Origin of the sequence: Sphingomonas sp. ABOLG, from assembly GCF_003950435.1 — a bacterium.
Lineage (GTDB): Bacteria > Pseudomonadota > Alphaproteobacteria > Sphingomonadales > Sphingomonadaceae > Sphingomonas > Sphingomonas panaciterrae.
Map to the genome: position 1 here is coordinate 19,368 of NZ_QQWW01000007.1, position 14,095 is coordinate 33,462.

Here is a 14,095-nt window from a genome sequence, read left to right on the forward strand (position 1 = left end):
CCTCATGGCCGCCAATCTCAAGGTGATCCCAAACAACATGGCTAGCGCGAACTCGGATCGTCAGAAGGCGCTCGACGCCGCCCTTGCGCAGATTGACCGCGCCTTCGGGAAGGGCTCGGCGATGAAGCTGGGCCAGAAGGAGGCGATGAAGGTCGAAACGGTGTCGACCGGCAGCCTGGGTCTCGACATCGCGCTCGGCGTCGGTGGCTTGCCCAAGGGCCGCATCGTCGAGATCTTCGGCCCGGAATCCTCGGGCAAGACGACGCTCGCGCTCCACGCCATCGCTGAAACGCAAAAGGCGGGCGGCATGGCCGCCTTCGTCGACGCGGAGCACGCGCTCGATCCGGCCTACGCCAAGAAGCTCGGCGTCAACATCGACGAACTGATCGTCTCGCAGCCCGACACGGGGGAGCAGGCGCTTGAGATCGTCGATACGCTCGTCCGCTCGAACGCGATCGACGTGCTGGTGGTCGACTCGGTCGCCGCACTGGTGCCGCGCGCCGAGATCGAGGGCGAGATGGGCGACAGCCACGTCGGCCTCCAGGCCCGCCTGATGAGCCAGGCGCTGCGCAAGCTGACCGGCACGATCAACCGCTCCAATTGCCTCGTCATCTTCATCAACCAGATCCGAATGAAGATCGGCGTGATGTACGGCTCGCCGGAAACGACGACCGGCGGCAATGCGCTGAAGTTCTACGCCTCGGTGCGCCTCGACGTGCGCCGCATCGGCTCGGTCAAGGATCGCGACGAGGCGACCGGCAACCAGACCCGCGTGAAGGTGGTGAAGAACAAGGTCGCGCCGCCGTTCAAGCAGGTCGAGTTCGACATCATGTTCGGTGAGGGCATCTCGAAGCTGGGCGAGATCATCGACCTCGGCGTGAAGGCCGGCCTCGTAGAAAAGTCGGGTTCCTGGTTCAGCTACGATTCGATCCGGATCGGTCAGGGTCGCGAGAACTCCAAGGGGTATCTGCGCGACAATCCCGAAGTGGCCGAGCGTCTCGAACGCCAGATTCGCGCCCGCCAGGACGGTCTGGGCGAGGAGCTGATGGCCGGTCCGTCGGAGGAAGACGACGCCTGAGGCGGCGTTCGCTCCGTCCTGCTCTTCTGAAAAGGGGCCGGCCGCCGAAAGGTGCCGGCCCTTTTTCGTTGCCGCCGCCCTCCAGATGCCCCCGACTGGCCGGGGCGGCGGCGGGCCCCTCTATCCGGGACCCGGCGCGACGGGCATGCAGGGCCTCCACGGTAAAAGGATGCTGCGATGACCACCGCCCCGCTCTGGCAAACCCGCGTCGGCGACGTCTGGGCTGCGGAATGGCAGCGCACCGACCGCAGCTTCGCCGATCTGGCGCGCGCGCTCGACGCGGCGATCCTCGCGCTCGCGCCTGAACAGGGGAAGGCGGCCGATCTCGGCTGCGGCGCCGGCGCCACCAGCCTCGCGCTCGCCGCCGCCCGCCCGTCGCTCTCGATCCTCGGCGTCGACCTGTCCGCGCCGCTCGTCGCTGTCGCGCAGGATCGCGCCGCCGGCGCCGCCGCTGCCAACACCCGCTTCGTCTGCGGCGCCGTCCCCGATGCGCTGGCCGGGGAGGGGCCATTCGACCTCGCTGTCTCGCGCCATGGCGTCATGTTCTTCGATGATCCCGCCGTCGCCTTCCGCGGCATCGCCGCCGCGCTGCGCCCCGGCGCGCCCTTGGTCTTCTCCTGCTTCCGCGCTGCCGCCGAAAACCCCTGGGCCAGCGAGACGATCGCCCAGATGGGCGGCCACCTCGACCCGCCCGGCGCCTATGCCCCCGGTCCCTTCGCCTTCGCCGATCCCGCGCGAGTCACCGCGCTGCTCGACGGCGCCGGCTTCGTCGATGTCGCGCTCCAGCCGGTCGACTATCGCTACCACACCGGGGCAGGGGACGACCCCGCCAGTGACGCCGCCGACTTCTTCACCCGCATCGGTCCCGTAGCCCGCGTGATCGCCGAGTCGGCGGAGACGGATCGACCCGCGCTCCTCGCACGTTTGCGGTCGATCCTGGCCACGCGGGTCACCGGCACCACGCTGGATTTCCCCGCCGCCGCCTGGATCGTCACCGCGCGCGCTCAGGGGAAGACCGCTTCATGATCATCGTCCACCACCTCGAAAACTCCCGCTCGCAGCGCGTGCTGTGGATGCTCGAGGAACTCGGCCTGCCCTATGAGATCCAGCGTTATGAGCGCGATCGCAAGACGATGCTCGCCCCGCCTGAGCTCAAGCGGGTCCACCCGCTCGGCAAGTCGCCGGTGATCGTCGATACCCGCGACGATCATCGCGTGATCGCGGAAACGGGCGCGATCGTCGAATATCTCGTCGACAAGGCCGATGGCCGCCTCGGCGCGCCCGCCACCCGCGGCGGCGCGCTCGATTACCGCTTCTGGCTCCATTATGCCGAAGGCTCGCTGATGCCGCCGCTGCTGGTGAAGCTGGTGCTGACGCGCGTGCCCCTGTTCGGCAAGGTGGCGCAGAAGCGGATCCAGCCGATGATCGACACCCATCTCGATCATGTCGAGGCGCACCTCGCCAGCCGGCCGTGGTTCGCCGGCGACACGATGACCGCCGCCGACATCATGATGAGCTTCCCGCTGGAGGCGGCGCGCAGCCGCGGCGGCCTCGACCAGAGCCGTCCGGCGACGATCGCCTGGCTCGACAAGGTCCACGCCCGCCCCGCCTACCAGACCGCGCTCGCCAAGGGCGGCCCCTATGCCTACGCCTGAGCGCGCGTGATCGGGCGCTTTCCCGCCGCGCTGCTGCTCGCCGCCGCCGCGCCGGTCGCCGCGCCCGCGGGGCAGGCGATGCCAACGTCCGCGGCCGCTCGCGCCGCCGCGCTCGCCGGTGACTATACCGCCGCGCAGATGGAGCTGGTCGCCGCGCTCCGCCTCAGCCCCGACGGCACCTTCCGCTACGCGCTGACCGTCGGCGCGCTCGATGAGACCGCGCAGGGCAAATGGCGCCTCGCCGGCGACGTGATCGAACTGACCAGTGATCCGCGCCCGCGCCCCCCGGCGATCGAGCCGGCGCCGCCGCAATCCACCCCCGGCGCCCCCTTCGGCCTGCGCGTCCTTGCCCCCAATGGCGCCGACGTGCCCGCGGTGGATTTCGTGATCGAATTCGACTCCGGCCCGCCGCTCACTGCCTATACGCCGGGTGACCGCTGGATCCTGCCCGCGACGGAGCGTCGCACGCCTCGCCTCGTCACTTTCTCCGCGCCACGGTACCGCCTGCCATCGACGCGCCTGCCGCTCGACCCGCAGGCCGGCCGCACCGCGATCTTCCAGCTGGTGCCCAATGATGTCGGCGTCGCCGACCTCACTGGCGCGCATCTCACCGTCGAGGGCGACACGCTGACGCTCCACCGCGAAGACGGCACGCTGCGGTTCCAGCGAGCCACCCGCTAGGCGCCCCACAATAAAGGGCGCCGCACCCGCGACGCCCTTTCCTTTTTCCCGGCTTTCCCGCTCAGCCGCGCTTGTCGCTGTCCAGCTTCGGTGTCTCGGCAAAGCTCTGCGTCGGATAGGCCGGCCCGCCCCCGGCCGGCGCATGCGGATCGGGGATCACGTCCGGCTCCAGCGGGTCGAGCTCGCCCTCCCACTTGGCGATGACCGTGGCCGCCACCGCATTGCCCACGACGTTGGTGGCCGAGCGGCCCATGTCGAGGAAATGGTCGATGCCGATGATCAGCAGCAGGCCCGCCTCGGGAATGTCGAAGAACCCCAGCGTCGCCGCGATCACCACCAGGCTCGCGCGCGGCACGCCGGCGATCCCCTTGCTGGTGATCATCAGCACCAGCAGCATGGTGATTTCCTGCCACAGCGTCAGGTCGATGCCATAGGCCTGCGCGATGAAGATCGTCGCGAAGGTCATGTAGATCATCGAGCCGTCGAGGTTGAAGCTATACCCCAGCGGCAGGACGAAGCTGGCAATGCGCGGCGGCACGCCGAACTTGTCGAGCGCCTCCAGCGTGCGGGGGTAAGCGGCCTCCGACGATGCGGTGGAGAAGGCGAGCAGCAACGGCTCGCGGATATAACGCACCAGCAACGTCGTGCGGCGTCCGACGATGGCGTAGCAGACGCCGATCAGCAGCAGCCACAGCACGATGATGCCGAGGTAGAAGGTGCCCATGAAATAGGCGAGGTTGCCGATGATCGACGGTCCCCGCTCGGCCAGCGTCCCGGTCACCGCGGCGAACACCGCGAGCGGCGCGAAACGCATGACGTAATTGGTGACGGTCAGCATCACCTGCACCAGCGCCTCGATCCCGCGGACCAGCGGCGCGGCCTTCTCGCCGACCGCGGTGATCGCGACGCCGATGAAGATCGAGAAGACGACGATCTGCAGGATCTCGTTCTTCGCCATCGCCTCGATGCCGGAGGCGGGGAAGATGTGGGTGAAGAAGTTGGTGAGGTTGAACGCGGCCTGTTCGACGCCGCTCGATTCGTTCGTCGCCGGCAACGGGAAGTTCAGCCCCACGCCCGGCTGGAACAGGTTTACCAGGATCAGGCCCAGCGTCAGGCTGACGAGGCTGGCGACGATAAACCAGGCCACCGCGCGGCCGCCGATCCGGCCCAGCGCGGCGGTATCGCCCATGTGCGCGATGCCCGCGACCAGCGTGGCGAAGACCAGCGGCGCGATGATCATCTTGATCAGCCGCAGGAAGATGGTCGTGACGATGGAGAAATAGCCGGCAATTTCCGACAATTTGGCCGCCGAAGCTGGCGTGCCGTCGTCGAAATACGCGTTGAGCGACAGGCCCAGCACGATACCGGCCGCCAGGCCGATCATGATATATAACGTCAGGCGCTTGGCCATGGATGCTCCCGGAATGTGCCTCCGCCATCCGGTTCAAGCGCAGAGCGAACGGAGGAAATGTCGATCCGGCGTGATGAAGGGGATTGCCGTCGCAACGTCAAGCCTCTGTGCGGGTGCGAACAAGGCAGTTTCCTGCAGCAGTGATGCACAAATGCTATGGCTGGCACTTTATCTGTTTATGCGGCGGGACGCAGAAACGATCGCTTGCGCCGTCACCCGCCCCGCGGCCCCCACAGGATGATCGCGGCGCCGATCAGGCAGACGGCAGCGCCCGTCAGGTCCCAGCGGTCGGGCGGAACGCCCTCCATCGCCCACAGCCACAGCAGCGCGGCGGCAATGTACACTCCGCCATAAGCGGCATAGGCGCGCCCAGCCTGGTCGCTGTCGACCAGCGTCAGCAGATAGGCGAACAGGCACAGCGAACCGATCCTGGGCGCCAGCCACCAGGCCGATCGGTCCAGCCGCAGCCAGGCCCAGAAGGCAAAGCAGCCGGCGATTTCGGCCAGCGCCGCGGCCAGATAGACGATCCCGCTCACCCGGCCCCTCTCGCATGAAGCGGGCGCGTCCCGCCAGCCCGGCTGCTGAGACTTGTGGAATAGAGATACTGGTCAGCGCGCCCGCCGCCGATTAAGTCGCACGCCATGACCTCGACGAACGACATCCGCCGCAGCTTCCTCGATTACTTCGGCTCGGCCGGGCACAGCATCGTGCCCTCGGCGCCTTTGGTGCCGCAGAACGATCCGACGCTGATGTTCGTCAATGCGGGCATGGTGCCGTTCAAGAACGTGTTCACCGGGCTGGAGACTCGGCCCTATTCGACCGCGGTCAGCGCGCAGAAGTGCGTGCGCGCCGGCGGCAAGCACAATGACCTCGACAATGTCGGCTACACCGCCCGGCACCACACCTTCTTCGAGATGCTCGGCAATTTCTCGTTCGGCGATTATTTCAAGGAACAGGCGATCACCCACGCCTGGACCTTGCTGACCAAGGAATGGGGCCTGCCCGCGGACAAGCTGACCGCGACCGTCTATCACACCGACGATCAGGCGTTCGATCTGTGGAAGAAGATCGCCGGCCTGCCCGATCACCGCATCATCCGCATCCCGACCAAGGACAATTTCTGGGCGATGGGCTCGGATGGTCCGTGTGGGCCGTGCAGCGAGATCTTCTACGATCATGGCGATCATATCCCCGGTGGCCCTCCCGGCTCACCGGACGAGGATGGCGACCGCTTTGTCGAGGTGTGGAACCTCGTCTTCATGCAGTTCCTGCAGGAAGCGGACACGATCATCGGCGATCTGCCGCGACCGTCGATCGACACCGGCATGGGGCTGGAACGGATCGCGGCCGTCATGCAGGGCGTGCACGACAATTATGATACCGACACGTTCAAGGCGCTGATCGCCGCCTCGGGTGCGCTGACCCACACCGCGACGACCGGCGCCAATCAGGCCAGCCACCGCGTCATCGCCGATCACCTGCGCTGCGCCGGCTTCCTCGTCGCCGACGGCGTGCTGCCGGCCAACGAAGGCCGCGGCTATGTCCTTCGCCGCATCATGCGCCGCGCCATGCGCCATGCGCACCTGCTCGGCGCGAAGGAGCCGTTGATGCACCGACTGGTGCCGGCGCTGGTCGCCGAAATGGGCGCGGCTTACCCCGAACTCGTCCGCGCGCAGCCGCTGATCGAGGCGACGCTCTCGCAGGAGGAAACCCGTTTCCGCCAGACGCTCGACAAGGGGCTGAAGCTGCTCGACGAGACGACGGCGGGGATGAAGCCGGGCGACGTGCTGCCGGGCGAAACCGCGTTCAAGCTCTACGACACGTTCGGCTTCCCCTACGATCTGACCGAGGACGCGCTGCGCGCCCAGTCGTTCGGCGTCGACCGCGCCGGCTTCGACGCCGCGATGGCGGAGCAGAAGCGGGCCGCGCGCGCCGCCTGGAAGGGCTCGGGCGCCAAGGCATCGGACGAATTGTGGTTCGACCTCGCCGAGGAAGTCGGCGCGACCGAATTCACCGGCTATTCCAGCGATGTCGGCGAGGGCGTCGTGCTCGCGCTGGTCAAGGATGGCGCGCGCGTCGAGAAGGCTGCGGCGGGCGACCAGGTCGACGTGATCGTCAACCAGACGCCTTTCTATGCCGAGAGCGGCGGTCAGGTCGGCGATGCCGGCACGATCAGCAGCGACGCCGGCCTTGCCGCCGAGGTGACCGACACCTCGAAGCAGCTCGGCAAATTGTGGGTCCATCACGCGACGCTCGGCGCCGGCGAGATCAAGGTCGGCGACACGGTGAAGCTCGCGATCGACGTCGCGCGCCGCGCCGCGATCCGCGCCAACCACTCCGCCACCCACTTGCTGCACGAGGCGCTGCGCCAGCGGCTCGGCACGCATGTCGCGCAGAAGGGTTCGCTCGTCGCGCCCGATCGCCTGCGCTTCGACGTCAGCCATTCCAGCGCGATGAGCGCGGAGGAACTGGCCGATGCGGAGGCCGCGGTGAACGCCAAGATCCGCCAGAACACCCCCGTCACCACCCGGCTGATGACGCCCGACGATGCGATCGCGATGGGCGCAATGGCGCTGTTCGGCGAAAAGTACGGCGACGAGGTCCGCGTCGTTTCGATGGGCAGCGATGACGGCGGCAAGACCTATTCGGTCGAGCTGTGCGGCGGCACCCATGTCAGTGCGCTCGGCGACATCGGCCTGTTCAAGGTGATCGGCGAGGGCGCCGTGTCCTCAGGCGTCCGCCGTGTCGAGGCACTGACCGGCGAAGCCGCGCGCGCTTACCTCTCCTCGCGCGACGAGAAGCTGCGCGAGGCAGCTTCCGCGCTGCGCACCACGCCAGACGAAGTCCCCGGCCGCGTCACCTCGCTGCTCGAGGAAAAGCGCCGGCTGGAGCGTGAACTGGCCGAGGCGAAGAAGGCGCTGGCGATGGGCGGCGGCAGCGGCGCTGCGCCGGCCGGTCCCGAAACCGTCGGCGGCGTCGCCTTCGTCGGTCAGGTGCTGAACGGCTTCGAGGCCAAGGGCCTGCGCGGCGCGGTGGACGATGCCAAGAAGCGCATCGAGTCGGGCGTCGCCGCATTGGTCGCGGTCAACGACGGCCGCGCCACGGTCGCGGTCGGCGTCACCGACGATCTCGTCGCGACCTACAATGCGGTCGATCTGGTGAAGCGCGCGGTCGCCGCGGTCGGCGGGCAGGGCGGCGGTGGCCGGCCCGACATGGCGCAGGGCGGCGGCCCGGATGGCGACAAGGCCGATGAGGCGCTGGCGGCGGTGCGCAATGCGCTGGAAGAGGCAAAAGCGGCTGCCTGAATCGGTGCTGGCCGCACTACGGCGGAATATGGCCGATCTTCTCCGGCAACAGGCCGGGTAACATGACCGCGGGGCCAAACGACCCCGCGGTCAGGCCGCTTACTTGCCGGCCATCGCAGCGTCGAGCTGCGCGGCGGTCATGCCGATCGTCACGCCCTGCGGACCCGGGCCGAACGACCCCTTGGGAAGGCGCGCATCGCCTTTCGGCGTGGTCAGCGTCACGAATTCACCCTCGACAGCCTTGATCGTGCCGACCGAGGTGCCACCCGCACCATAGACGGTCGCGCCGGTGGTCAGCTGCGACTGGAACTGCGCGGCGGCCTGCGCTGCGCCCTGGCCCGCGGCCGCCTCAAGCTCCGCCTTGGTCATGGCCAGCGTCGGGCCCTTGGGGCCGGTGCCGAACGACGACAGCGGAACGGCAGCCTTCACGGTGCCGGTGTCGACCACGGCATTGGTGCCATCGGTCGATGCAATGGTGCCGACAGTGTTGCCCTGCGTGTCGACCACGGTGGCGCCGACCGTCGGCGCGGCGGCCTTCGCGGCGCCGGCTGCGGGGGCGGCAGCGCCCGCCTGCGGAGCCGGGGCAGTCTGCGCATTGGCGGCCAGCGGCGTTGCGGCTGCGAGCAGCAGGAATGCGGTACGGTACATGGTCCCTCCTTGTGAATGGATCGAGGATGCAACGACGTCGCACCGGGCAGGTTCCGTGCAAGCACCTGTCGGCAGGCTGAAGGGTGAAGGGGATGAACGGAGCCCTTGGCGTTGATCCTGGGCCCACTTACCTGCGTTGATCACGCGCAGGAGCAATGCCGATGACTGATCTGTCCGCCTTCCCGATCACACGGCGCTGGCCGGCATCTCACCCCGATCGGCTGCAATATTATGGCCTGCCGACGCCCAACGGGGTGAAGGTGTCGATCATGCTCGAGGAAACCGGGCTGCCTTATGAGGCGCACCTCGTCGACTTCGCCCGGAATGATCAGAAGACGCCTGAATTCCTGTCGCTGAACCCCAATGGGAAGATCCCTGCGATCCTCGATCCCACTGGCCCCGCCGGCACACCGCTGGCGCTGTTCGAAAGCGGCGCGATCCTGCTCTATCTTGCGGAAAAGACAGGAAAGTTCCTGCCTGCCGATCCGGCGGGCCGGTGGCATGCCGTGCAATGGCTGATGTTCCAGATGGGCGGCGTCGGGCCGATGTTCGGGCAATTGGGCTTCTTCAAGAAATTCGCCGGCAAGGACTGGGAGGACAAGCGCCCGCTCCAGCGCTACGTCGACGAGACGCGGCGGCTGCTCGGCGTGATGGATGCCGCGCTGGACGGCCGCCAATGGTTCCTTGGCGATGACTATAGTGTCGCCGACATCGCTATGATCGGCTGGGTCCGCGCACTCGTGACCTTCTACGACGCGCAGGAAATCACCGGCTTCGACAGCTTCCGCAACGTGTCCGGCTGGCTGGAACGAGCGCTGGCACGTCCGGCAGTGCAGCGTGGGCTCACGATCCCGGCGAACCCCTCGACTTAGTCGAGATACGCCGCCAGCCCCGACCAGGCGGGCTGCTTTGCCGCCAGCCCGACGGTATGCAGCGGGCTGGAGGAGGGCAGCGCCACGATGGCGACGTCGTGCGCTGCCAGCAACGGGCGGCCCAGCTTCAGCGCGGTACCACCGTTGAAGCCGACGGCACGCAGGTCGGGAAGCCGGGACACCAGCGCCGACAGGTCGTTGGCCGCTGCGTCGCGGATCGCGGCGTCGGTACTGCCCGGCCGCCGCGCACTCGCCACCACGTCCCACAACGCAACCCGCGCCGCGCGCAGCGCCGCCAGCCGCGCCTCGTAGGGCAGCGCGGCGAGATCCTGGCCGATCACCGGGCTCATCAGTCGCCAGAACTGGTTTTGCGGATGGGCATAATAACGCTGCTCGGCAAGGCTGCGCTCGCCCGGCAAGCTGCCCAGGATCAGCAGCCGCGCATCCGGCCGCACCACCGCCGGAAAGGACGCCTTGCGCGGGGCGATCGTGGCCTGTTCGGGGGAGGGCGGGGCGTTGCTCATCGCTGCCTCATGGTGGTGCGGTGCGCGTCAGTAGTAGCGCTTCGCCGTGACAAAGCACGACCAGCGGTTGCCGCTGCTGCGCCGTCGCGCCATCTAGGTGCCATGCAAACCGCTTCGGACACGCTTTCACTCATCGGTCATACGCCCCTCGTTCGCCTCAAGGGCCCCAGCGAGGCAACCGGCTGCGACATCTTCGGCAAATGCGAATTCGCCAACCCCGGCGCCAGCGTAAAGGATCGCGCGGCGCTGTTCATCGTCGAGGATGCGGAGGCGCGCGGCGCGCTGAAGCCCGGCGGTACGATTGTCGAGGGGACGGCGGGGAACACTGGCATCGGCCTCGCGCTGGTCGCCAACGCCAAGGGCTATCGCACCATCATCGTCATGCCGGATACCCAGTCCAAGGAGAAGATGGACACGCTGCGGGCGCTGGGCGCGGAGCTGGTGACGGTCCCGGCCGCACCTTATTCCAACCCTTGCCACTTCGTGCACACCTCGCGGCGCATCGCGGAGGAAACGCCCGGCGCGATCTGGGCCAATCAGTTCGACAATATCGCCAACCGGCGCGCGCATATCGTTGGCACTGCCGAAGAAATCTGGGCGCAGATGGATGGTAACATCCAGGGCTTCACCTGCGCCGCGGGGACTGGCGGCACGATCGCTGGCGTCGGCCTTGGCCTCAAGGAAAAGGATGAGCGCATCACCATCGCGCTCAGCGATCCGCACGGCGCGGCGCTCTACAAATATTATGCCCACGGCGAGCTGAAGAGCGAGGGTTCTTCGGTTGCCGAGGGCATCGGGCAGGGGCGCATCACCGGCAATCTCGAAGGTGCGCCGATCGACACGCAATTCCGCATCTCCGACGCCGAGGGGCTCGAGTGGGTCGATCGCCTGCTGAACGAGGAGGGCCTGTGTCTTGGCCTGTCGTCGGGCATCAACGTCGCCGGCGCGGTGCGCCTCGCGCGGGAGCTGGGCCCGGGCAATCGCGTGGCGACGATCCTGTGCGACACCGGCTTCCGCTACCTCTCGACGCTCTACGATCCGGCCTGGCGTGAGGCCAAGGGACTGGCGGTGTCGCGCTCTTGACGTCCCCAATTCGACAAGCGCGCGACACGTCGTTAGAGTCGCGCGGTGAAATGAAGCGCGCTGTTCCCCCCAGCCAGGCGATGCAACGTGTCCGTGTCGGCATGGTTGGCCTCGCCGCCGTGGTCCTGTTGATCGGGCTGGCGAGTGCGCTCTTCAATGCTGCCTCGCGCGAACAACCGGTCGTCGCCCCGCCGCGCGTGGAGGAAGTCGCCAACGTCGCCGATCCGTCCAATGCCGCGGCTGCGACGGCGGCGGCGGAGGACAATGAGCCCCTCGCGCAGCTCGGCGTTGCACCGAGCGCGACCGAAACCAGCCGAGTCCCGGCGGAACAGCCCCAGTGATCCCGTCCTTTCCCGGGAAATCCGGGGAAATCCTCTTTGATTGTGCCGATTCTGGTCGGCTGCGCATGGTCGCGCCCGGAACGGGTCGCGAACATGCGAGCCGTTTGCCCTACCGGAGCCTCGTCTCCCCGCCAGAATAGGTTCTTTCCCCAATCTTCCCCGATTTTCCCTTCCCATCCCCAACGGTCGCTGGTACTTCATAAGCGACAGAGGGGCAGGACCGCTGTTGCTTGATTGAAAAGTAACAACCGATGCCGGCTGGGCCGTTTTTCGGGGCGAGAACTCCTGCGCGCCTTGTGCGAGGTGGGCGTGTCGGAACGGGTGGATTATCTTGGGAAGGGGGTCGGTCTTGTCGATGACAAGGGCCGGGTCGCGATTCCCAACACCCTGCGCGCCGCTCTGGCCCAGAACGCGCCGCGTCCCGACGGCAAGGATGGTGGCACCGTCCTGGTCGGTGTACACCCGGACTTCCCGTGCCTGATCGCGCATGATCGGGGCTATGTCGAACATGCCAAGAATCAGCTGATCCAGCGTCAGGCCGAATCTGGCATCCGCACGGGTTCGAAGGAATTCTACGCGCCGCGCATGCGGGGCGCCTCGGTCGAGCCGGTGCCCTTCGACGGCAGCGGCCGCTTCATCCTCCCGGCGGTCGAGCGGGAACTGGCCAACATCACCGACATCGCCTTTTTCCTGGGCGATTACGAAAGCTTCATGATCTGGGATCCGCGCACGCTCATCGCCCATGACGGCGTCGACGAGATGGCCAAGCGCCATGCGACGATCCTGTGCCGCGACAAGGGGATCGCGCTGTGAGTTCCCGCCCCGACGCCGATGCACCGCATATCCCGGTGCTGCTCGACGAAGTTCTCGCCGCGCTTGCCCCCGAGCGCGGCGAGACCATGGTCGACGCCACCTTCGGTGCTGGTGGATACACCCGCGCGCTGCTTGGCGCTGGCGTGAAGGTCTATGCCTTTGATCGCGATCCTGACGCGATCGCCGCCGGCCGCGCGCTGGAGGCGGCGGAGCCTGGCCTGACGCTGGTGCCGGCGGAATTCTCGCGCCTCGATCGTGAGCTTGCGGCGCTCGGCGCGGTGCCGGTGGACGGCGTGACGATGGATATCGGCGTGTCCTCCATGCACCTCGACCAGGCGGAGCGCGGCTTTTCGTTCCAGCAGGACGGCCCGCTCGACATGCGCATGAGCCAGGAGGGCGAAAGCGCGGCCGATTTCCTGAACACGGCCGACGAGGAGGATATCGCGAACGTCCTGTGGCGCTATGGCGAGGAGCCGAAGTCCCGCCGCGTCGCGCGCGCCATCGTGGCGGCACGCCCGCTCGCGACCACCGGCGATCTCGCCCGCGTGGTGCGCAAGGCGCTCGGCCATCGCCCGCATGACAAGAAGGATCCCGCCACGCGCGCCTTCCAGGCGGTGCGGATCCACATCAATCGCGAGCTGGATGAGCTGGCGGCCGGGCTGGAAGCTGCCGAACGGGTGCTCGCACCGGGCGGGCGGCTCGCCGTGGTCAGCTTTCATTCGCTCGAGGATCGGATGATCAAGCGGTTCCTGCGCGAGCGCAGCGGCGCGACGCCGGCGGGATCGCGCCATCGGCCCGCCGTCGCGGATGCGCGGCAGCCGACTTTTGAAATCGTGGGGCGCGCAGTGCGCGCCAGTGCGGCGGAGGTGGCGCGCAATCCGCGCGCGCGCTCCGCGACATTGCGGACGGCGCGGCGGACAGCTGCGCCGGTGTGGGGTGACCAGGGGCAGAATGCGGCGGGCGGGCTGCGCGTGGAGGAAAGTGAATGACGGCGTCCTATCGATTGAAGGGACTGGGGTGGTTCAGCGGCGTGGTGATCGTCTCGCTGAGCTTCTACCTGGTGAGCCTCCAGGTGGCGGCAGAGCGGAAACGCCTGGCGCAGATCGACGCCAAGATCAGCGCGGCGGAGCGGGAGATCCGCTCGCTGGAGACGGAGTTCGACGTGCGCGCGAACCTCGCCCAGCTTGAGCGGTGGAACGGCAACACGCTGGCGCTCGTCGCGCCGACCGCGTCGCAGTTCGTGAAGGACGAGGCGCAGCTGGCCGCGATCAGCTTCCGCCCGGGTGCCGCCATGCCTGGCGTCGCGAGCGGCGCGATCCAGACCGCGCAGCTCATCGTCCCCGCAAGCCCTGCCGAATTCGTCCCCGCCGTCGTGCCCAGCGCCCCGGCCGCCGCCCAGTCCGCTGCCGTCCAGGCCGCGGCCTCGCAGCCTGCGACCGTGCAGGTTGCCGCCAAGACGCCGGCGCCGCGCGCGGCCACCGTCAAGGCATCGGCCCCGGTGACCGAGCCGGTTTCCGCGCCGCGCCTTGCCAAGGTTTCGGTGACGCGCGCGACGGAGGAATCGTCCGGCTCGATGCGCAAGGCGCATGCCGTCGCGATGCTCGACCGGTCGCTGCTCAGCGACGCAACCTTGGGTGACCTGATGAGCGGCGCGCGCTCGGAGCGGGGTCGCCTCCGTTGAACA

The 14,095-nt window shown here is 68.0% G+C and carries 15 protein-coding genes; 11 read left to right on the forward strand and 4 right to left on the reverse strand.

Annotation, left to right across the window (positions count from 1 at the left end; genetic code table 11):
* Positions 1-4 precede the first annotated feature (4 nt).
* The 4 genes from recA to CA236_RS09770 all read left to right on the forward strand — a co-directional run bounded on the left by recA (position 5) and on the right by CA236_RS09770 (position 3,414).
* Positions 5-1,078 (forward strand): recombinase RecA, encoded by a 1,074-nt coding sequence (recA, locus tag CA236_RS09755; RefSeq protein WP_046409277.1) that lies wholly within the window; start codon positions 5-7, stop codon positions 1,076-1,078.
* Between the two features lie 177 nt (positions 1,079-1,255).
* Complete coding sequence (locus CA236_RS09760) at positions 1,256-2,104, forward strand: class I SAM-dependent methyltransferase (RefSeq protein ID WP_125945460.1); 849 nt, start codon at positions 1,256-1,258, stop codon at positions 2,102-2,104.
* The gene (locus CA236_RS09765) at positions 2,101-2,733 is read left to right on the forward strand and encodes a glutathione S-transferase (protein ID WP_125945461.1); all 633 of its coding nucleotides are present in this window, start codon (positions 2,101-2,103) and stop codon (positions 2,731-2,733) included. The genes CA236_RS09760 and CA236_RS09765 overlap by 4 nt, the downstream gene beginning before the upstream one ends.
* Positions 2,734-2,739: 6 nt before the next feature.
* Positions 2,740-3,414 (forward strand): hypothetical protein, encoded by a 675-nt coding sequence (locus tag CA236_RS09770; protein WP_125945462.1) that lies wholly within the window; start codon positions 2,740-2,742, stop codon positions 3,412-3,414.
* Between the two features lie 61 nt (positions 3,415-3,475).
* Here CA236_RS09770 and CA236_RS09775 read toward each other — a convergent pair whose 3' ends face one another.
* The gene (locus CA236_RS09775) at positions 3,476-4,825 is read right to left on the reverse strand and encodes a dicarboxylate/amino acid:cation symporter (protein ID WP_046409280.1); all 1,350 of its coding nucleotides are present in this window, start codon (positions 4,823-4,825) and stop codon (positions 3,476-3,478) included.
* Positions 4,826-5,037: 212 nt separating this feature from the next.
* The gene (locus CA236_RS09780) at positions 5,038-5,361 is read right to left on the reverse strand and encodes a YnfA family protein (RefSeq protein WP_125945463.1); all 324 of its coding nucleotides are present in this window, start codon (positions 5,359-5,361) and stop codon (positions 5,038-5,040) included.
* 105 nt (positions 5,362-5,466) lie between these two features.
* Here CA236_RS09780 and alaS point away from each other — a divergent pair, with 105 nt between their 5' ends.
* The gene (alaS, locus tag CA236_RS09785; protein WP_125945464.1) at positions 5,467-8,130 is read left to right on the forward strand and encodes an alanine--tRNA ligase; all 2,664 of its coding nucleotides are present in this window, start codon (positions 5,467-5,469) and stop codon (positions 8,128-8,130) included.
* Positions 8,131-8,229: 99 nt separating this feature from the next.
* Here the strand turns inward: alaS and CA236_RS09790 are convergent, their stop codons facing one another.
* Positions 8,230-8,778 (reverse strand): hypothetical protein, encoded by a 549-nt coding sequence (locus CA236_RS09790; protein ID WP_125945465.1) that lies wholly within the window; start codon positions 8,776-8,778, stop codon positions 8,230-8,232.
* A 161-nt stretch (positions 8,779-8,939) separates the two neighbouring features.
* Between CA236_RS09790 and CA236_RS09795 the strand changes: the two genes are divergently transcribed.
* Complete coding sequence (locus CA236_RS09795) at positions 8,940-9,650, forward strand: glutathione S-transferase N-terminal domain-containing protein (protein ID WP_125945466.1); 711 nt, start codon at positions 8,940-8,942, stop codon at positions 9,648-9,650.
* Here the strand turns inward: CA236_RS09795 and CA236_RS09800 are convergent.
* Complete coding sequence (locus CA236_RS09800) at positions 9,647-10,174, reverse strand: DNA-deoxyinosine glycosylase (RefSeq protein WP_125945467.1); 528 nt, start codon at positions 10,172-10,174, stop codon at positions 9,647-9,649. The genes CA236_RS09795 and CA236_RS09800 overlap by 4 nt on opposite strands.
* A 102-nt stretch (positions 10,175-10,276) precedes the next feature.
* Here CA236_RS09800 and CA236_RS09805 point away from each other — a divergent pair, with 102 nt between their 5' ends.
* From CA236_RS09805 to CA236_RS09825, 5 genes are all read left to right on the forward strand, one after another.
* Positions 10,277-11,257 carry a cysteine synthase A gene (locus CA236_RS09805; RefSeq protein ID WP_125945468.1) on the forward strand — a complete coding sequence of 327 codons (981 nt, stop codon included), beginning with the start codon at positions 10,277-10,279 and terminating at the stop codon, positions 11,255-11,257.
* Between the two features lie 50 nt (positions 11,258-11,307).
* Entirely contained in the window at positions 11,308-11,598 is a 291-nt protein-coding gene (locus tag CA236_RS09810) for a hypothetical protein (RefSeq protein ID WP_125945469.1), read from the forward strand.
* Positions 11,599-11,907: 309 nt separating this feature from the next.
* Positions 11,908-12,411: a division/cell wall cluster transcriptional repressor MraZ gene (locus CA236_RS09815; RefSeq protein ID WP_125945579.1), complete on the forward strand. Its 504-nt coding sequence runs from the start codon at positions 11,908-11,910 to the stop codon at positions 12,409-12,411.
* Complete coding sequence (gene rsmH, locus CA236_RS09820; RefSeq protein ID WP_125945470.1) at positions 12,408-13,400, forward strand: 16S rRNA (cytosine(1402)-N(4))-methyltransferase RsmH; 993 nt, start codon at positions 12,408-12,410, stop codon at positions 13,398-13,400. The genes CA236_RS09815 and rsmH overlap by 4 nt, the downstream gene beginning before the upstream one ends.
* Positions 13,397-14,092 (forward strand): hypothetical protein, encoded by a 696-nt coding sequence (locus CA236_RS09825; protein WP_125945471.1) that lies wholly within the window; start codon positions 13,397-13,399, stop codon positions 14,090-14,092. Before rsmH ends, CA236_RS09825 begins: the two co-directional genes overlap by 4 nt.
* The last annotated feature ends 3 nt before the right edge of the window (positions 14,093-14,095 follow it).